Source organism: Corynebacterium frankenforstense DSM 45800, from assembly GCF_001941485.1.
Classification (GTDB): domain Bacteria; phylum Actinomycetota; class Actinomycetes; order Mycobacteriales; family Mycobacteriaceae; genus Corynebacterium; species Corynebacterium frankenforstense.
Map to the genome: position 1 here is coordinate 750,113 of NZ_CP009247.1, position 18,621 is coordinate 768,733.

General features: G+C 67.9%; 11 protein-coding genes and 3 rRNA genes. 7 read left to right on the forward strand and 7 right to left on the reverse strand.

Annotated elements, in window-relative coordinates:
* Positions 1 to 274 precede the first annotated feature (274 nt).
* The 3 genes from CFRA_RS03235 (at position 275) to rrf (ending at position 5,431) form a co-directional block, all read left to right on the forward strand.
* Positions 275 to 1,803, forward strand: a 16S ribosomal RNA gene (locus CFRA_RS03235).
* A 339-nt stretch (positions 1,804 to 2,142) separates the two neighbouring features.
* Positions 2,143 to 5,221, forward strand: a 23S ribosomal RNA gene (locus CFRA_RS03240).
* Between the two features lie 93 nt (positions 5,222 to 5,314).
* Positions 5,315 to 5,431: ribosomal RNA gene (gene rrf, locus CFRA_RS03245) — 5S ribosomal RNA — on the forward strand.
* Together the 16S, 23S and 5S rRNA genes form the textbook arrangement of a ribosomal RNA operon.
* Positions 5,432 to 5,652: 221 nt before the next feature.
* Here rrf and CFRA_RS03250 read toward each other — a convergent pair.
* The 4 genes from CFRA_RS03250 to CFRA_RS03265 form a co-directional block, all read right to left on the reverse strand.
* Positions 5,653 to 6,810, reverse strand: a complete 1,158-nt coding sequence (locus tag CFRA_RS03250; RefSeq protein WP_075663439.1) for a pyridoxal phosphate-dependent aminotransferase — start codon at positions 6,808 to 6,810, stop codon at positions 5,653 to 5,655.
* Between the two features lie 172 nt (positions 6,811 to 6,982).
* The gene (locus tag CFRA_RS03255; protein ID WP_075663440.1) at positions 6,983 to 7,630 is read right to left on the reverse strand and encodes a DUF3239 domain-containing protein; all 648 of its coding nucleotides are present in this window, start codon (positions 7,628 to 7,630) and stop codon (positions 6,983 to 6,985) included.
* A gap of 7 nt (positions 7,631 to 7,637) precedes the next feature.
* Positions 7,638 to 9,416, reverse strand: coding sequence for a DNA repair helicase XPB (locus CFRA_RS03260; protein ID WP_083666802.1), 1,779 nt, complete (start codon positions 9,414 to 9,416; stop codon positions 7,638 to 7,640).
* A gap of 54 nt (positions 9,417 to 9,470) precedes the next feature.
* A complete protein-coding gene (locus CFRA_RS03265; protein WP_075663441.1) occupies positions 9,471 to 11,981 on the reverse strand; it encodes a helicase-associated domain-containing protein in 2,511 nt (836 codons plus the stop codon).
* Between the two features lie 67 nt (positions 11,982 to 12,048).
* On the opposite strand from CFRA_RS03265, the gene CFRA_RS03270 reads away from it, so the two are divergent.
* Complete coding sequence (locus tag CFRA_RS03270; RefSeq protein ID WP_156887951.1) at positions 12,049 to 12,240, forward strand: hypothetical protein; 192 nt, start codon at positions 12,049 to 12,051, stop codon at positions 12,238 to 12,240.
* A 246-nt stretch (positions 12,241 to 12,486) separates the two neighbouring features.
* Here CFRA_RS03270 and CFRA_RS03275 read toward each other — a convergent pair whose 3' ends face one another.
* On the reverse strand, positions 12,487 to 13,095 hold the full coding sequence (locus tag CFRA_RS03275) for a resuscitation-promoting factor Rpf1 domain-containing protein (protein ID WP_075663443.1): 609 nt from the start codon (positions 13,093 to 13,095) through the stop codon (positions 12,487 to 12,489).
* 593 nt (positions 13,096 to 13,688) lie between these two features.
* Between CFRA_RS03275 and CFRA_RS03280 the strand changes: the two genes are divergently transcribed.
* Positions 13,689 to 14,066 (forward strand): cold-shock protein, encoded by a 378-nt coding sequence (locus tag CFRA_RS03280; protein ID WP_075664833.1) that lies wholly within the window; start codon positions 13,689 to 13,691, stop codon positions 14,064 to 14,066.
* A gap of 80 nt (positions 14,067 to 14,146) precedes the next feature.
* Here CFRA_RS03280 and CFRA_RS03285 read toward each other — a convergent pair whose 3' ends face one another.
* Positions 14,147 to 14,686 (reverse strand): DUF2771 domain-containing protein, encoded by a 540-nt coding sequence (locus CFRA_RS03285; RefSeq protein ID WP_075663444.1) that lies wholly within the window; start codon positions 14,684 to 14,686, stop codon positions 14,147 to 14,149.
* A 507-nt stretch (positions 14,687 to 15,193) separates the two neighbouring features.
* Positions 15,194 to 16,018 (reverse strand): glutaminyl-peptide cyclotransferase, encoded by an 825-nt coding sequence (locus CFRA_RS03290; protein ID WP_156887952.1) that lies wholly within the window; start codon positions 16,016 to 16,018, stop codon positions 15,194 to 15,196.
* Positions 16,019 to 16,134: 116 nt separating this feature from the next.
* Here CFRA_RS03290 and CFRA_RS03295 point away from each other — a divergent pair, with 116 nt between their 5' ends.
* Both CFRA_RS03295 and CFRA_RS03300 read left to right on the forward strand, forming a co-directional pair.
* Positions 16,135 to 16,839, forward strand: coding sequence for a DUF3027 domain-containing protein (locus CFRA_RS03295; RefSeq protein WP_245797654.1), 705 nt, complete (start codon positions 16,135 to 16,137; stop codon positions 16,837 to 16,839).
* Positions 16,840 to 17,014: 175 nt separating this feature from the next.
* Entirely contained in the window at positions 17,015 to 18,493 is a 1,479-nt protein-coding gene (locus CFRA_RS03300; RefSeq protein WP_075663446.1) for an NCS2 family permease, read from the forward strand.
* The last annotated feature ends 128 nt before the right edge of the window (positions 18,494 to 18,621 follow it).

The window sequence follows — 18,621 nt, forward strand, 5'->3', positions numbered from 1 at the left end:
TGCTTGTGTTGTGTGAGAACTCGATAGTGTGTTGATGTACTTTTTGTGGTGCGTTTCTTGTGGCTTGTCCGCCGGCACTGCCTTAGGTTGTATGCCTTTGGGTGGTGTTGGTGTGTGCCGGTGGGGGTTGACCTCCCTGGACTTTGGTCCGAATGATTGGTTTTTACCGGTGGCAGGTTGCTTGGAGTGCATTTTTTGTACTTTTGAGTTTTTTCTTGTCAGTTTTTTGTTTGTCAGGTTTCGGGCTTTTCACGGCTCGTTTTTTGCGAATTTTTTTGTGGAGAGTTTGATCCTGGCTCAGGACGAACGCTGGCGGCGTGCTTAACACATGCAAGTCGAACGGAAAGGCCAGTGCTTGCACTGGTACTCGAGTGGCGAACGGGTGAGTAACACGTGGGTGATCTGCCCTCAACTCCGGGATAAGCCTGGGAAACTGGGTCTAATACTGGATAGGACCACATCGTGGATGGTGTGGTGGAAAGCGTTTTGCAGCGGTTGGGGATGAGCTCGCGGCCTATCAGCTTGTTGGTGGGGTAATGGCCTACCAAGGCGGCGACGGGTAGCCGGCCTGAGAGGGTGTACGGTCACATTGGGACTGAGATACGGCCCAGACTCCTACGGGAGGCAGCAGTGGGGAATATTGCACAATGGGCGCAAGCCTGATGCAGCGACGCCGCGTGGGGGATGACGGCCTTCGGGTTGTAAACCTCTTTCGACCGTGACGAAGCCTTTGGTGACGGTAGCGGTAGAAGAAGCACCGGCTAACTACGTGCCAGCAGCCGCGGTAATACGTAGGGTGCGAGCGTTGTCCGGATTTACTGGGCGTAAAGGGCTCGTAGGTGGTTTGTCGCGTCGTCTGTGAAATTCCGGGGCTCAACTCCGGGCGTGCAGGCGATACGGGCATAACTTGAGTACTGCAGGGGTAACTGGAATTCCTGGTGTAGCGGTGGAATGCGCAGATATCAGGAGGAACACCGATGGCGAAGGCAGGTTACTGGGCAGTTACTGACGCTGAGGAGCGAAAGCATGGGTAGCGAACAGGATTAGATACCCTGGTAGTCCATGCTGTCAACGGTGGGCGCTAGGTGTGAGACCCTTCCACGGGTTTTGTGCCGTAGCTAACGTTTTAAGCGCCCCGCCTGGGGAGTACGGCCGCAAGGCTAAAACTCAAAGGAATTGACGGGGGCCCGCACAAGCGGCGGAGCATGTGGATTAATTCGATGCAACGCGAAGAACCTTACCTGGGTTTGACATACACCGGATCGCCCCGGAGACGGGGTTTCCCTTTGTGGTCGGTGTACAGGTGGTGCATGGTTGTCGTCAGCTCGTGTCGTGAGATGTTGGGTTAAGTCCCGCAACGAGCGCAACCCTTGTCCTGTGTTGCCAGCACGTTGTGGTGGGGACTCACGGGAGACTGCCGGGGTGAACTCGGAGGAAGGTGGGGATGACGTCAAATCATCATGCCCCTTATGTCCAGGGCTTCACACATGCTACAATGGTCGGTACAACAGGTTGCGATACCGTGAGGTGGAGCTAATCCTTTTAAAGCCGGCCTCAGTTCGGATTGGGGTCTGCAACTCGACCCCATGAAGTCGGAGTCGCTAGTAATCGCAGATCAGCATTGCTGCGGTGAATACGTTCCCGGGCCTTGTACACACCGCCCGTCACGTCATGAAAGTCGGTAACACCCGAAGCCCACGGCCCAACCTTTTAAGGGGGGAGTGGTCGAAGGTGGGATCGGCGATTGGGACGAAGTCGTAACAAGGTAGCCGTACCGGAAGGTGCGGCTGGATCACCTCCTTTCTAAGGAGTATTTCTTATATTTTTTTGAATCCGGGTGGACGCACGCCACATTGGCGGCGGAGCAGGCCACTAAGTTAGAGACCACCATGAGGGCCCACACCGTTCCGGTACGGGGTGGGCGGCAGGTCATCAACGCACTGTCGGGTGTCTGGCACGACACCGCACACACCAGTTCGTCTGGTGTCGCGTGGTTCGTGTGCGGCACGGTGACGCCGGCCGGGACGATTCGTTCCTTGGTCTGGTCGCTGCCGTGTGTGGTGTGTGAGAACTGGAGAGTGGACGCGAGCATCTTATTTTTCTTGTTGTTGTTCGAATTTTTTGCCTTTTTGGTTATTCGATTCGTGTTTGTCTAGTGGCGCACGGTGGATGCCTTGGCATGCTGGGCCGATGAAGGACGTGTGAGGCTGCGTTAAGCCTCGGGGAGTTGTCAACTAAGCGTTGATCCGAGGATGTCCGAATGGGGAAACCCGGCCGTCGTTGTTGGCGGTCACCTGCCGGTGAATGTATAGCCGGTTGGGAGGTAAGGCGGGGAAGTGAAACATCTCAGTACCCGTTGGAGAAGAAAACAATTGTGATTCCGTGAGTAGTGGCGAACGAAAGTGGATTTTTGGCTAAACCTGTCCGCGTGTGACACCGTTTCCGGGGTTGCGTGGCAGGGGTTGTGGGCTTTGAACGTGTCGGTGCGGTAACCGCCGGCGGATGGATGTGTGTGGTAAGCGGAACCGGCTTGGAATGGTCGACCGGAGTAGGTGAGAGTCCTGTACGTGAATGCCGCATGTGTTGTCTTGTTCTTGTTTGCCCGAGTAGCAGCGGGCTCGTGGAATCTGCTGTGAATCTGCCGGGACCACCCGGTAAGCCTGAATACCCAGTGTGACCGATAGTGGATAGTACCGTGAGGGAATGGTGAAAAGTACCCCGGGAGGGGAGTGAAATAGTTCCTGAAACCGTGCGCTGTCAAGCCGTCAGAGCCCTTTAGGGGGTGATGGCGTGCCTTTTGAAGAATGAGCCTGCGAGTCAGCGGCACGTCGCGAGGTTAACCCGTTGTGGGGTAGTCGTAGCGAAAGCGAGTTTTTATGGGCGTTTAGTGGCGTGTCCTGGACCCGAAGCGGGGTGATCTACCCATGGCCAGTGTGAAGCGACGGTAAGACGTCGTGGAGGCGCGCACCCACTTAGGTTGAAAACTGAGGGGATGAGCTGTGGGTAGGGGTGAAAGGCCAATCAAACTCCGTGATAGCTGGTTCTCCCCGAAATGCATTTAGGTGCAGCGTCGAAGTGAGCGTGCCGGAGGTAGAGCTACTGGTTGGTTGAGCGGGATTATCGTCTTAGCAACATCAGCCAAACTCCGAATGCCGGTGTACGTGTTCTTCGGCAGTGAGACCGTGGGGGATAAGCTCCATTGGTCGAGAGGGAAACAGCCCAGATCGCCGGTTAAGGCCCCTAAGGGTGTGCTCAGTGGAAAAGGATGTGGGATCGCGAAGACAGCCAGGAGGTTGGCTTAGAAGCAGCCATCCTTGAAAGAGTGCGTAATAGCTCACTGGTCGAGTGGTCCTGCGCCGACAATTCAGTGGGGCTCAAGTACACCGCCGAAACCGCGGCAGACTTTTTTGTCTGGGTAGGGGAGCGTCGTGCACGCGTTGAAGCGTCCGGGTGACCGTGTCGTGGAGTGTGTGCGAGTGAGAATGCAGGCATGAGTAACGAATCTGGCAGGTGAGAATCCTGCCCGCCGGATGACCAAGGGTTCCTGGGTCAAGTTCGTCTTCCCAGGGTGAGTCGGGACCTAAGGCGAGGCCGACAGGCGTAGTCGATGGTAAACGGGTTGATATTCCCGTACCCGAGTGTGCGCGCCCAGTGGTGAGCCGGGGATACTAACCATCCGGTCGGTGCCTTTTTGTCCACTTCGCCTTCGGGTGTTGTGGCGTGGTACCGGTCGCGTGGGGCCTGATCCGTAGTAGCCAAGTGATGGGGTGACGCAGGAGGGCAGCCACGCCGTGTTGTTGGATTGCGCGGTGTAAGCGGTGAGAGGCTCCGGTGAGGTAAATCCCGCCGGAGGATAACCTTGGGCCGTGAAGCGTAGACACATAAAGTGTTGATGGTGGTGTGCTCATGCTGCCGAGAAAAGCCTCTAGCGAGTGCACATTCGGCCCGTACCCTAAACCGACACTGGTGGTCAGGTAGAGGATACTAAGGCGTTCGGGTGAACTGTAGTTAAGGAATTCGGCAAATTGCCCCCGTAACTTCGGGAGAAGGGGGGCCACACCTTGGTTGGTGTGGCCGCAGTGACAAGAGGGAAGCGACTGTTTACTAAAAACACAGGTCCGTGCGAAGACTTTTAAGTTGATGTATACGGACTGACGCCTGCCCGGTGCTGGAAGGTTAAGAGGACCTGTTAGACCCTTTGGGGTCGAAGCGGAGAATTTAAGCCCCAGTAAACGGCGGTGGTAACTATAACCATCCTAAGGTAGCGAAATTCCTTGTCGGGTAAGTTCCGACCTGCACGAATGGCGTAACGACTTCCCTGCTGTCTCAACTACAGGCCCGGTGAAATTGCACTACGAGTAAAGATGCTCGTTACGCGCGGCAGGACGAAAAGACCCCGGGACCTTCACTATAGCTTGGCATTGGTGTCCGGTCCGGTTTGTGTAGAATAGGTGGGAGATTGTGATCCGGCATCGCCAGGTGTCGGGGAGTCGTAATGTGAAATACCACTCTGACCGGGTTGGCCACCTTGAACCTTGGCCCATGATCTGGGTCGGGGACAGTGCCTGGTGGGTAGTTTAACTGGGGCGGTTGCCTCCTAAATGGTAACGGAGGCGCCCAAAGGTTCCCTCAGCCTGGTCGGTAACCAGGTTTTAGAGTGTAAGTGCACAAGGGAGCTTGACTGCGAGAGGGACTTCTCGAGCAGGGACGAAAGTCGGGACTAGTGATCCGGCACCTACTTGTGGATGTGGTGTCGCTCAACGGATAAAAGGTACCCCGGGGATAACAGGCTGATCTTCCCCAAGAGTCCATATCGACGGGATGGTTTGGCACCTCGATGTCGGCTCGTCGCATCCTGGGGCTGGAGCAGGTCCCAAGGGTTGGGCTGTTCGCCCATTAAAGCGGCACGCGAGCTGGGTTTAGAACGTCGTGAGACAGTTCGGTCTCTATCCGCCGCGCGCGTGGAAACTTGATGGAAGGCTGTCCCTAGTACGAGAGGACCGGGACGGACGTACCTCTGGTGTGCCAGTTGTCCCGCCCGGGGCATGGCTGGTTGGCTACGTACGGGAAGGATAACCGCTGAAAGCATCTAAGCGGGAAGCCTGTTCCAAGATGAGGTTTCATTTGAGGTTCCCTGTAGATGACGGGGTTGATAGGCCGGATCTGGAAGCATCGTAAGGTGTGGAGGTGACCGGTACTAATCCGCCGAACAAACACAAACACAATGACAGGTGATCCTGTTGCTCGCGTCCCACTCTCCGGTATCTGACACGCCACACGGGCCACTGGTTTCGGCCCGCCGGTTACAGGTCGTGTCGGTGGTTATAGTGGCGGGGAAACGCCCGGTCCCATTCCGAACCCGGAAGCTAAGCCCGCCAACGCTGATGGTACTGCACTCGGGAGGGTGTGGGAGAGTAAGTCACCGCCGACACCACAACTCAACAAATGAACAAGATGAAGAGCACCCGCCGCCGGGCCCACCGGCGACGGGTGCTTTTTTGGTCTACCTACTCGACGGGCTTTTTGGTGTACCCACTCGACGGGGCGCCGGCGTGGGTGATCTTGCGGATCTGCGCCTTCTCACTTTTCGGCGCCTCTTCACTTTTGGGCGCCTTTTCACTATTCGGCGTCATCGCGCCTTCAGGCGTTGAATTACATCTGCGCGAAGTCCACGGCCTTCAACCGCTTGACGGCTTCGCGCAGCGCCTCTTCCCTGCGGCAGAAAGCGAAGCGCACCAGACGGCTCCACGGCGCCTGGTCGGCGCAGAAGACCTGGACCGGGATCGCGGCCACGCCGGCCTTCTCCGGCAGTGCCAGGCAGAACTCCACGCCGTCGCCCGGGTACGCCTCGGGCAGTTCGGCGACGAGGAAGTAGGTGCCGTGGCTGTCATGGACACGGAATCCGGCCTCCTCCAGCCCGTTAGCGAGCATTGTGCGCCGTCTGCCCAGTGACTCGGCCTGTCCGCGCACCCACTCGTCCTCGTTGTCGAGTGCGTAGGCCACGGCTGGCTGGAAGGGGGTGGCGCCGACGAACGTCATGAACTGCTTTGCCTTGTGCACGCCGTCCAGCAGCGGGGCAGGAGCCATCGCCCAGCCCGTTTTCCACCCGGTCGCGCTGAAGGTCTTCGCCGCCGAGGAGACGGTCACCGTGCGCTCCCGCATACCGGCCTCGAGCGCGAGGGGGCGGTGTACGCGAGCGTCGTAAAGCAAATGCTCGTAGACCTCGTCGGAGAGCGCGAGCAGATCGTGGCGCACGCACACCCGTGCCACGCCGGCGAGGTCCAGCTGCGCGCCGGTGGGATTGTGCGGTGAATTCACGATCACCATCGCGGTGCGGTCGGTGACCGCCGCCTCCAGGGCGTTTTCGTCGATGCGCCAGGAGGCTCCGTCGGCCACGAGGGGCACAGAGACCAGGTGTGCGCCGGCGAGCGCGACGGCCGCCCCGTAGGCGTCGTAGGAGGGGTCGAGGACGATGACCTCGCTGCCCGGCTCCACCAGCCCGAGCACGCTCGCGGCGATCGCCTCGGTGGCTCCGACGGTGACGAGCACCTCGGTGTCCGGGTCGAAGCGCTGGCCGTAGTCACGCGCGCGCTGCGCGGCGATCGCCCGGCGCAGGTCCGCGACACCCCGGCCGGGGGCGTACTGGTTGTTTCCCGAGGCGATCTCGCGCTGGGCACGCTCGAGCATCGCGGCAGGCCCGCCGGTGTCCGGGAAGCCCTGGCCGAGGTTCACCGCCTCGAACTCGACCGCCTTGGCGGTCATGGTGGCGAAGACGGTCTCTGCGAAGGGACGCAGGCGCTCGACGGTCACGGAAGCCTCCTGACAGGCTCGGCGGACGTTTGCCGTGCATGTTACCCGCGTTGCACTCTGCGCCCGCCGGATCCCGCCGGACCCGCCCCCGGCCACCGCCGGCCCGCCTCAGAAACCCCCGGGCCCGAGACCCCCGGGCCCGAGACACCCCGAGCGCGAACCCCCTCGGCCGCTAGTCCAGGACCAGGAGGTTCAGCTTCGTCTTCTTGACGTCCTCGAGGCGCTTGCGGTTTTTCTCCAGCTTCTCCCACAGCTCGTGCGGGATCGCCTTGCGCGCGGCCTCGATGACGTCGGTGTCCGGGGTTCCCCAGGCGATCGGCATCGGGGTGATCTCGTCCCAGGTGTCCTGCGAGCGCGCGCTGCGCCTACCGCTCACGGCCACGGAGGGCACCTGCGTGCCGCGCTTGCGGTGGTGGCCGTCGATGGCGCTGACCGGGCGGAGCGCCAGCGCCCAGCGCGGCGGCTGAGTCTGGTCCACATTGACGTTGACCAGGGCCAGCAGCTGCACGGTGCGCGGCTTGACCTCGGCGATGACGGCCGGGACCAGCGGGTAGTCGTCGTAGAGGCGCTGCGCGCTGCCGACCGCGCGCGGGGCGGCCACGCCCACGGCCACCGCGACGACGGTCACCGTCGCGCACAGCACCGGCACGATCACGCGCCACGGCCCGGACGGGTCGAGCACCAGGAAGCACAGCACGCCGACGATCAGCGCGATGACGCCCATCACGATCGCGCTCGAGCGCAGCCGGCGGGTGTCGCGCAGCATCTCGTTGTGGGCCTTGGCCCACGCCTCGTCGACGTCGAACCGGAAGTTCTGCATCTTCCTTTTACCTCTCCTCGTCGTGCGTGCCGACGCCGCGCTGCGCGCCGTCGGCGCCCTCCGGGACGTCGGAAATCTCCCCGCCGGCCGCGGCAAGGTCCGCGGCGTCGATGATGCGGTAGGCGTAGCCCTGCTCGGCGAGGAAGCGCTGGCGGTGCGCGGCGTACTCGGAGTCCAGGGTATCGCGGGTGACCACGGTGTAGAAGTGGGCCTGCCCGCCGCCGGCCTTGGGCCGCAGCAGCCGGCCGAGGCGCTGGGCCTCCTCCTGGCGCGAGCCGAAGGTACCCGAGACCTGCACGGCCACGGCGGCCTCCGGCAGGTCGACGGAGAAGTTGGCCACCTTGGAGACGGCCAGGGTGGAGATCTCCCCGGCCCGGAAGTCCGCGAAGGCCCGCTCGCGGCGCCTGTTGCTCGTCTTGCCGTCGACCAGCGGCAGGCCCAGGCGTTCGGCGATCTCCTCGAGCTGGTCCAGGTAGGCGCCGATGATCAGCGTGGGCCGGCCCTCGTGGCGTGTGAGGATCTGCTCGACGACGCGCAGCTTCGCCGGCGCGCAGGCCGCCAGCCGGTAGCGCTCACGCGACTCGGCGGTGGCGTAGGCCATCCGGCCGGCCTCGTCGAGGGTGACGCGCACCTCGGTGCATTCGGCGGTGGCGATGTAGCTGGCGGCCTCCAGTTCCTTCCACGGCGCGTCGTAGCGCTTCGGGCCGATCAGCGAGAACACGTCGCTCTCGCGGCCGTCCTCGCGCACCAGGGTGGCGGTCAGGCCGAGTCGACGCCGGGACTGCAGGTCGCTGGTGAGCCGGAAGACGGGCGCGGGCAGGAGGTGGACCTCGTCGTAGATGATCAGGCCCCAGTCCCGGGAGTCGAAGAGCTCCAGGGCGCGGTACTCGCCCTTCGTCTTGCGGGTGACCACCTGGTAGGTGGCGATGGTCACCGGGCGGATCTCCTTCTTCTCCCCGGAGTACTCGCCGATCTCGTCGTCGGTGAGCGTGGTGCGGCGCAGCAGCTCGGCGCGCCACTGGCGGGCGGAGACGGTGTTGGTCACCAGGATCAGCGTGGTCGCCTTGGCGCGCGCCATGGCGGCGGCGCCGACGATCGTCTTGCCCGCCCCGCACGGCAGGACGACGACGCCGGAGCCGCCCTCGAAAAACGAGTCGGTGGCCCAGCGCTGGTAATCCCGCAGGCGCCAGCCGCCCGAGGCGTCGGCGCCCTCAGCGCTCTCGGTGCCCTCTGTGCCCTCTGCGCCCACGGCCGTCAGCTCGATGGGGTGCGCCTCGCCGTCGACGTAGCCGGCCAGGTCCTCGGCCGGCCAGCCGATCTTCGTCAGCTCCTGCTTGAGCCGGCCGCGCTCGGAGGGGTGCACCACGACCGTGCCCGGGTCGAGCCGCTCGCCGAGCATCGGGCGGATCTTCTTGTGCCGCACGATCTCCTCGAGCACCGCCGGCTCCTCGGTGTCGAGCGTCAGCCCGTGCGCGGGGTTCTTCTGCAGGCGCACCCGCCCGTAGCGCGCCATGGTCTCGGCGACGTCGATGAGCAGCGCCTGCGGCACCGGGAAGCGCGAGTAGCGCTCGAGGACGTCGACGGCCTGTTCGGCGTCGTGGCCGGCGGCGCGCGCGTTCCACAGCGCCAGCGGGGTGATGCGGTAGGTGTGCACGTGCTCGGGCGCGCGCTCGAGCTCCGCGAAGGGCGACAGCGCGGCGCGCGCCTCGTCCGCGGCCGGGTGCGCCGTCTCCAGCAGGACGGTCTTGTCCGACTGCACGATCAACGGTCCGTCGCCGAGCCCCACCGTGGCATCACGCTCCTCATCTTCCGGTCTTCACGGGCAGGCTAGCAGCCCGGTCTAGGCGTCATCGACGCCGGTGACCCGGTGCAGGGCGAAACGCAGTACCGCGTCGCCGGCCGCCGGTTCAACGGCGTAGACCTGCCCGCCCTCCACGCGCAGCGGCCGCAGCCGGCGCGGGTTGGCCCGCCCGTGCTTGTCCACGAGCCCGACGGTGACGGTGCGCCCGGCGCGTGCGGCCGTCTTCAGCGCGGCGACCGGGTCGACTCGATTGCCGACGTCGCGCCCCTCGCCCTCGGCGCCACCCGCCCCGTGTGCGGTGCCGGCGCCTGCGGCGCCGGTGCGCGCGGTGTCGGCACGCGCGGCGTCGTCAAGCGAAGTGGAGGCGGTACCGGTGCCTTCGGCGCGGCGCAGGGCGGCGACGGCGGCCTCGGCGCGAGCGGTGCGGTCCACGTTGTTGCCCGCGGACGCGGGGGCGGGGGAGCGGCGGCGGGTGCGGCGCTTGCGCGGTGGGGTGACGCGCACGGGGTCGGGGCGGATGTCGACCGAGCGGCCGACGGCGTCCTCGGCCACGGCGTGCACGCCGGTGGCCTGGAGGGCGCCGATGACCTCGATGAGCGGGCGCGGGGAGACCGCGACCGTGGGCGCGATGAGGCGCAGGCCGGCCGTACGGGCGGCGTCGGTGCCGGCGGCCGCGGCGAGCTGGTCGGGGTCGTCGCAGCGCAGGTAGCAGCCGGCCGGGCCGCCGCGCAGGTGCCCGTGGGAGCGGGCGACGTCCTCGACGAGCACGCGCACGCCCTGGGGGACCTCGCCGAGGGCGTGGTCGGTGAAGAAGGCGGCGATGTCCTGGGCCGAGTCGCCGGCGTCGAGCGCGCGGCGGATGCTGTCGGCGCTGAGCCGGTAGACGGCGGCCAGGCCCGGCGACTCGAGGTCGGCGAAGCGGGCCAGCCGGTTGGCCAGTCTCGCCGGCAGCGGGCCCGGGGCCAGCACGGTCATGTCGGCCTGCACGATGACGGCCTCGACGGTGTCCGGGACAAGATCCGTGGCGGCCTCGGTGAGCTCCTCGGCGTCGGCGCCGGTCAGCGCCACGCGGCCGAGGCCGGCGGTGCGGTCGTCGTCGCCTGAGCGGGCGAGCAGGCCGAGGAAGCGGGCGCCGGCGAGCACCTCGTCGCGGGCGGCGTCGGGCACCCGCAGGGCGGCCAGCGGGGCGTCGAAGACGGCGGCGGCCCAGGCGGTCCGCGGGCTCAGCGCGGTGTCGCCTGCGACCTCGGCGTACGGGGCGAGCACGAGGCGGCGGGCCGCCGGCAGCCCCGGTGCGTGCGAGGCCTCCTCGAAGAGGTGCACCGGGCCGGTGACCGTCCAGGGCGCCAGGGTGGCGCCGCGCCAGCCGGTGACCAGGCGGGCCCAGCGGGCGGCCAGCCCCTCCTCGGCCCACTCCTCGGCGAGCGGGGTCGGCGCGAAGACCGGGGCGGCGGGCTCGGCGGGGTCCGCGGCGTCGTCGTCGCGGTCGGGGCGCGCGCAGGCGAGCAGGCCTGCGCTGACGCCGGTGCCGGCCAGGCGGATCAGGGCGTCCTGCTCGCAGTCGAGCGCGGCGCACAGGCGGCGCAGCTCGCGCACGGCCAGCCCGCCGGAGCGGATCAGTTCGCCGGGTTCGGCGCCGAGGACCTCGATGAGGCGGTCCATCAGGCGCACGGCCTCCAGCCCCTGGCCGGTGGCCTCGCGGTCGGCGCGGTCGGTGTGGTCTGTGGTTGACGCGGTGGTGGCTGCCGTGTCGGCGGAGTGGGCCGCGGCGTCGGTCGGGGTGTCAACCGCGCTGTCGGCGCCTGGCGTGCCGGAGGCATCGTCAGCGGCGTCGGTGGCGCGCAGCCCGGCCAGCGGGTCGGTCAGCGGCACCGCGGTGTGCGGGCGCTCGCGCAGCGCGTCGCGCACCACCCGGGGCATGCGCACGGTGCGCGCGTCGACCCGGGAGAGCAGCCCGGCGGCCAGCAGCCGGGGCACCGGGCGGGCCGGGTCCGCGTCCGGGGCGGCGTCGCGGGTCAGCCCCACCCCGCCGGTGCGGGCGAGGGTGTCCAGCACGGCGCGCGCGGAGTCGGGCAGTGTCTCCAGCGCCTCGTGCACGGCCTGCGGGTCGGCGGGGGAGTGGGCCTCCTCGAGCAGGCTCAGCCCGTCCGGCAGCGCGGCCGGCACCTCGGGCAGCAGCCGCACGGCCTCGTCGGGGCCCCACATCAGCCCGGCGGAGCGCAACGTCTCCAGCGCACGGGCGGCCACGGCGGCGTCGGGAAGCGGGGCGAGGACGGCCGCGGCGGCCACGGGCGCGGTGGCGGCGCCGAGTGCGGCCGCCGACTCGCAGACGGCGAGCTCGAGTGCGGTGCGCTCGGCGACGGCGCGCGCGACCGAGCCGGTGATGCGCAGCCGGGTGGCCAGCGCCTGGGTGTTCGGCGGGGGCGGCACCGCGGCGTCGGGGCGCAGCTCGAGCAGGCGGGTGAGCGCGGCGTCGTCGAGACCGGCCAACCAGTCACCGAAGCGCTCGGCGGGTGTGGCGGACGTGGGCGAACTTTCGGATGGATTCATCGTCCTGACCATCATAATCGCCGCTCGGGCTAACCCCCTACGCATCTGACGTGGCAGAATGGGTCACATGGCTAACGTTGAGAAGAAGGCGCACGTCAACCCCTCCTGGCCCGAGCTCGCCCACGAGGAAGACCACCCGGTCACCGAGCTGATCTCCCAGGTCGCGGGCGCGTCCAGCCCCTTCGGCGACGATCTCGTGCTCCCGCGCCCGGCCGAGGAGATCGGCTACGTGCACCCCTACACGCGGATCAACCGCTGACACATTCGCGTCCGCCGCGCGGGTGAGACCCCGCGCGGCGACTTCGTGCTGCGACGCCGCGGCCCGCATCCGGCGGGCCGCGGCGTTTCGCTGTGTGCGGACACCGGCAGGAGCCGAACGGTTCTCTCCGGGGAGCGTGCCCGCACAAGTGTGGCGCGCCCGCCAGGGCGCGGCGGCGCGCACACGGCGACGGGCCCCGCACCGGTGATGGTGCGGGGCCCGTCGGAAATCGAGGCCGGGAACCTCTTAGAGGTTGGTGCCGGCGACGGCGTTGATCTGGGCGATCGTCTCCGCGTTGGCGGAGTAGAAGGCCTGGAAGTCGTGGCGGTTGGCCTGGTACAGGGCGTGGACCTGCTCCGGGACGGCGATGCCGTAGGAGGACAGGGTCGACACCATCTGGTTGTACAGGGCGTCGACGGCCAGCTCGTCGGAGGAGGAGTCGGCGGCAGCGGCGGCCGGCTGCGGGTTCGCGGCCGGGGCGGTGCGGTCGGTCGGCGCGGAGTTCAGGCCGAGCTTCGCGGAGCAGGCGGGCCAGGCGCCCCAGCCCTGGGAGGCCAGCACGCGCTCGGCGACGACGATCTGCTGCTCGCGGGTGGCCTGGTCGGCCGTGGCGGCGTACTCGGTGCCACCGTGGGCGGCCCAGGTGCCCGGGTTGAACTGCAGACCCCCGTGGTAGCCGTTACCGGTGTTGATGGACCAGTTGCCACCGGACTCGCACTGGGCCAGACGGTCCCAGTCGGAGTCCGGGGCGGCGGAGGCGCTCGGCGCCAGGATCGCGCCGGCGGCGCCCACGGCGACGGTGCCGGCGGCGAGCTTGGTGAACAGGGAGGTGGAGTTCTTGGAGTGGCGTCCCATGAATTCGATGTATCCTCTCGTCGTCCATCGTCCCGCCCCGCGCCCGGTGTCCCGGTCGCCCGTGGGCGGGCCCTGTCCGTCGATGAGATTGTCCTCGGTGAATCGGGTCCAAGTTCATGGTGCACGCTGACCTCGATGCTCCTGTGAGCGTCGGGCCGGGCACGAGTGGGGTTTCCCGTCCGGACAGGGTTCAGATGGAACGGGGGAACCGCGTCGTGCGGTGCATGACTCAAGAGAGTAACGGTTTGTAACGTTTGTGTCACGTTATTGGCCGATCCGTGACTCTTCTGGGGCCTGTGAGACGACAACATCTGTCGCAGATCCAGGTCAGTGGCGTGATCCGCGCGATGTATGAGCTATGTCACTCGCGGGGTCGTGGAGGCCGGCCGGGGTGCCGCTGCGGAGTCGCCCAGGCTCTGGGGAGGTGGTCGCGCCGGGCGGCGGCGGAAAGATCACGCCCCGGCTCGGGGTGGGACATGCGCTCCGGGAGGTGTAAAATCGGGCGGTTCAGACAGGCCCCACGCACGGGGCGCCGGTGCCGCGGCCGGGGGATGCCCGCCGCCGCGACCGGAGGAGACAGGGAGGTCAACGACATGCCGGTGGGCAAGGTCAAGTGGTATGACGCGGACAAGGGATTCGGCTTCGCGTCGAATCCGGGCTACGAGGACGTCTACGTGAGCAGTCACGTCCTGCCCGAGGGCGTCGAGGAGCTGCACAAGGGCCAGCGCATCGAGTTCGACGTCGCCTCGGGTCGCCGTGGCCCGCAGGCGCTGCGCGTGGCGCTGCTCGACCCGCCGAAGGTCCGCCGCCACCGCCGCTCCGCCGAGGAGCTGGGCAGCATGGTCTCTGACCTGATCACCCTGCTCGAGGGCGTGCAGCCCGGCCTGCGCTCGGGGCGCTACCCGGAGCGTAAGACCGGCCGGCAGGTCGCGGGCATCCTGCGCGCGGTCGCCGACGAGCTCGACGGTTGAGAGGTCACGCAGAGTAGACGACGCCGCCCCGGTCGGATGGTTCCGCCCGGGGCGGCGTTCGTGAGCGGGGGACGTGCCGCCTACTCGGCGGTGGTGTCCAGCGACCAGACGGTCGCCTTCGGGGTCTCCTCGCCGGAGTCGTCGGTGCCGATCATCACCGAGTGGATCTCGAGGACGGTCAGCTTCGGCCGCGGGGCGTCATCGCCCTCCTCGACGGGGTCGACCGAGCCCTGCACGGTCACGGATTCCTCGTCGTAGGCGCCGAAGCTGCGCTCCTCGTTGGCCGCGGGGTCGTCGTAAATCTGCAGCAGCTGCCAGTTGTGGTCGTGGATCGCCTTCGGGATCTCCAGACGCACCTCGCCATCGGCGGGGACGGGCACGCGCGCGATCTCGCCCTCGGGGCAGTCGTCCTGGTCGAGCTCGCAGACGGCGTAGGGGGAGACCTCGGTCTCCGTGTCGCCGACGGTCGCGGTCACCGTGACGTCCTGCGGCTCCGGGCCGGGACGCGAGTTCCACCAGCGCTGGCCCAGGTAGACGCCGACGAGCACGATCACCACGGCGACGATCAGCACCAAAAACTGCAGGAGGCTGCGACGTTTCGCTTCTTTGCGGGTGGCCATGAGGCCTCATCCTACCGGCGGGGCGGTCGCCGGCCGGGGGAGGCTGCGATGCCGGGGAGCGAAGGCCGGTGGCGGGGTGGTTCCCGGATGACGCCAGAGTCGGTCGGGTGCCGGGGTGGCGCTGGACGGATGCCGGGGCGGGTTGAGCGGGTGTCGGGCGGGTTGAGCGGGTGCCCGGGCGGCCCGGTGACGGGTGCCGGGGCGGCCCGGCGACGGGTTTTACCGGGTGTGGGTCGGTAACCGCGAAATCGGTCCTGCGTCGTCGCAGGTCAGCGAAGTGGCGAAAATCGGCTACCGACCAGGGGTCGGTAAAACCGGGCGCCACGGGGCCCGGAAGGAGCGGAAACCCGCCCCGAGACCCGGAACCCGGTCCCCGAACTCAGCCCGGAAACCCGCCCCGAGACCCGGAACCCGGCCCCCGAACTCAGCCCCGAGCCCCGGAACCCAGCTCCAGAACCCGGTCCCAGAACCCGAACCCGCCCCCGAGCCCCGCGAACTCACCGACCCTTAAGAATCCTGCGGCACGAACCGCACCTCGTACAGGTCCGGCCACCGCTTGCCGGCCAGGTAGAAGTGGTCCGAGGCCGGCTTGTGCGCGATGCCGTTGAGCACGTTGTCGACGTTGGGCTCCGCGTTGTTGGGCAGGCCGGAGGCGTCGATGTCCGCGGTCAGGCTGCCGGTGTGCGGGTCGAAGCCGACGATCCGGTCGGTCTGGAAGACGTTGGCGTAGACCTCGCCCTCGACGCACTCGAGCTCGTTGAGCCCCTCGACCGGGTCGTCGCCGCCGACCGTGGCGTGGCCCACCTCGGTCAGGTCGCGCGAGTCGAGCAGGCGGACCCGGGAGCTGCCGTCGGAGGCGACCAGGGTCTGGTCGTCGAGCGAGCAGATGCCCCAGCCCTCGCCGGGCCAGTCGAAGCGGCCGGTCTCCTCGAGGGTCTGCGCGTCGCGCCGGATGGCCACGCCGTCGTGCCAGGTCAGCTGCCAAAGATTAGTGCCGGACTGGGTGATGCCCTCGCCGAAGAACTCCGGGTCGAGGTCCACCGACTGCACCTCGTCGCCGTCGAGCTCGCGGCGGTAGATCCTCGACTGGCCCTGCAGGCCGGTGCTCACCAGCAGGTGGCCGCGCGAGTCGACCTCGAGGCCCTGGGTGAATGAATCCTCGTCGAAGGGCAGCACGTCGACGACCTCGGCGCGCAGGTGCTCGGGGCCGGTGTTGGCCGCCAGCGGGGTCTCGACGTCGTCGGAGCAGGCGGCGGTGCCCGCTGCCAGGGCGGTCAGGCTGGTCAGGACGGCGGCGGTCCGCACGAGGCGGCGGGTGAAGCGGTGAGCCATGTTGTCCATCATGCACCAGCCCGGGGATAATGGGACAGGTGGGTCACTACAGGAACGGACAGAAGAACGGTCGCGGCGGCGGAAGGGGCGCCGGCACGGACCCGACCCTGAGTCGGGTGGCCCGTGACGTCGCCCGGGACGCCGTCGAGGAGATGGAGGCCGGCCGCGTCGGGGCGCATCTGGGCGCCCACCGGCTGGCCGAGGCGGGCGACGGACACGTGGCCGTGCACCGGTTCGCCGCGGACGTCCCCGGCTACTCCGGCTGGGAGTGGCAGGCCGTGGTGGCCTGCGCGGCCGGTTCGACCTACGTGACCGTCAACGAGGTCTCCCTGGTGCCCTCGCAGTCCGGCGACGCCCTGCAGGCCCCGGAGTGGGTGCCGTGGGCCGAGCGCGTGCGCCCCGGCGACCTCGAGCCCGGCACCGTGATGCCGCCGGAGCCCGGGGACCCCCGCCTGACCGAGGACCCCGCGCGCTCGGCGACCCGTGGCTCCGACGACGCCCGCGGCCGCGCCGCCAAGGGCCGCCGTCACTGGCTCTCGCGCGAGGGGCTGGCCGGTGCGACCGCCCGCTGGCGCGCCGGGGACTTCGGCCCGGACGGCGACTTCGCCCGCGAGGCGCACCTGCACTGCCGCACCTGCGCCTTCTACGTGCCCTGCGGCGAGCCGCTGGAGAACTTCGGCGCCTGCACCAACGAGTTCGCCGCCGACGGCCACCTCGTGCACGCCGCCGCGGGCTGCGGCGCCCACTCCGAGACCCCGCCGGCCGGCGGCGACCACACCGCGGGCATGCCCGCCTTCGACGACGAGCGTCCCGTCTACTGACGCTTGCCGACGCCGCGCCCCTCGCCGTGCGCGGTTCCCGCCCGCACGCCCCGCCGGCGGCGCGGGCGCGCCGCGGCCGCGTGGCCTGGGGCGGGCTCATTTGCGCCGGAGCCGATTTCAGTGACACCCTGACTCTGTCAAAACGCTGAATTCTTGAGAAATGGATGGCTACTCCATGAGCTCCACGGCATCCCCCGCCGGCGAGACGGCCCCGCCGAACACCGGCGGGGCCGCAGGCTTCCTCGACCGGTACTTCCACATCTCCGAGCGCGGCTCGACCATCGGCACCGAGGTCCGCGCCGGTGTGGTCACCTTCTTCGCGATGGCCTACATCATCGTGCTCAACCCGCTGATCCTCGGCACCACCGAGGACATCGAGGGCACGACCCTGGGCGTGCCGCAGGTCGCCGCCGCCACCGCGCTGGCCGCCGGCGTGATGACCATCGCCTTCGGCCTGATCGCCCGCTACCCGTTCGGCATCGCCGCGGGCCTGGGCATCAACACGATGGTCGCCGTCACCCTCGTCGCCGGCGAGGGTCTGACCTGGCCGGAGGCCATGGGCCTGGTCGTCGTCGACGGCGTGGTCATCGTCCTGCTGGCCATCTCCGGCTTCCGCGAGGCGGTCTTCAACGCCATCCCGGCGCCGATGAAGGCCGCCATCGGCGTGGGCATTGGCGCGTTCATCGCGATGATCGGCCTGGTCGACGCCGGCTTCGTCACCAGGGTTCCCGACGCCGCGCACACGACGGTGCCGGTCTCGCTCGGCGACGGCGGCTCCGTGGGCACCTTCCCGACGCTCGTCTTCGTCATCGGCGTGATCATCTGCGGCGCGCTGGTGGTGCGCAACGTCCGCGGCGGGCTGTTCATCGGCATCGTCGCCACGACCGTGCTGGCCATGGTCGTCGAGGCGGTCGTCGGCGCGGGCTCCTCGGCGGAGAACGAGGGTGGCTGGTCGCTGGCCGTGCCCGGAATCCCGGACTCGCTGGGCGGGCTGCCGGACCTGTCGATCGTCGGGGACGTCGACCCGGTCGGCGCCTTCACCCGCGTCGGCGCGCTGGCCGCCACGCTGCTGGTCTTCACCCTGGTGCTGGCCAACTTCTTCGACGCCATGGGCACCATGACCGCCCTGGGCAAGCAGGGCAACCTGGTCGACGAGCACGGCAACCTGCCGGGCCTGAAGAAGGCCCTGGTCGTCGAGGGCACCGGCGCCATCGTCGGCGGCGCGTGCTCGGCGAGCTCGAACACCGTCTTCGCGGACTCGGCCGCCGGCGTGGGCGACGGCGCGCGCACCGGCCTGGCCAACGTGGTCACCGGCCTCGTCTTCCTGGCCGCGATGTTCCTGACCCCGCTCTACGAGGTCGTGCCGATCGAGGCGGCCGCCCCGGTGCTCGTCATCGTCGGAGCGATGATGATGGCCCAGGTCACCGACATCCCGTGGTCGCGCTTCGACATCGCGCTGCCGGCCTTCCTGACCATCGTCGTGATGCCCTACACCTACTCGATCGCCAACGGCATCGGCGTGGGCTTCATCATGTTCACCCTCATGGCCGTCGCCCGCGGCAAGGCCCGTGAGGTCCACTGGATCATGTGGCTGGTCTCCGTGCTCTTCATCGCCTACTTCGGCATCGACCCGATCATGAGCGCCATCGCCTGATCGGCGCGTGTCCCCGGCGCGGGCCGACCGGCGCGTGACCCCGGCGCGGGCCGACCGGTGCGGGACTCACCCCGCGCCCCGGGACGCGCCGGACACGAAAAGAGGGCCCCGGCACATCGCCGGGGCCC

Coding starts and splice junctions, on each gene's coding strand:
- CFRA_RS03255 (WP_075663440.1), bottom strand. CDS start 7,630: ATGCAGAACTTCCGGTTCGACGTCGACGAGGCGTGGGCCAAGGCCCAC.
- CFRA_RS03265 (WP_075663441.1), bottom strand. CDS start 11,981: ATGAATCCATCCGAAAGTTCGCCCACGTCCGCCACACCCGCCGAGCGC.
- CFRA_RS03270 (WP_156887951.1), top strand. CDS start 12,049: ATGGCTAACGTTGAGAAGAAGGCGCACGTCAACCCCTCCTGGCCCGAG.
- CFRA_RS03275 (WP_075663443.1), bottom strand. CDS start 13,095: ATGGGACGCCACTCCAAGAACTCCACCTCCCTGTTCACCAAGCTCGCC.
- CFRA_RS03280 (WP_075664833.1), top strand. CDS start 13,689: ATGCCGGTGGGCAAGGTCAAGTGGTATGACGCGGACAAGGGATTCGGC.
- CFRA_RS03285 (WP_075663444.1), bottom strand. CDS start 14,686: ATGGCCACCCGCAAAGAAGCGAAACGTCGCAGCCTCCTGCAGTTTTTG.
- CFRA_RS03290 (WP_156887952.1), bottom strand. CDS start 16,018: ATGGCTCACCGCTTCACCCGCCGCCTCGTGCGGACCGCCGCCGTCCTG.
- CFRA_RS03300 (WP_075663446.1), top strand. CDS start 17,015: ATGAGCTCCACGGCATCCCCCGCCGGCGAGACGGCCCCGCCGAACACC.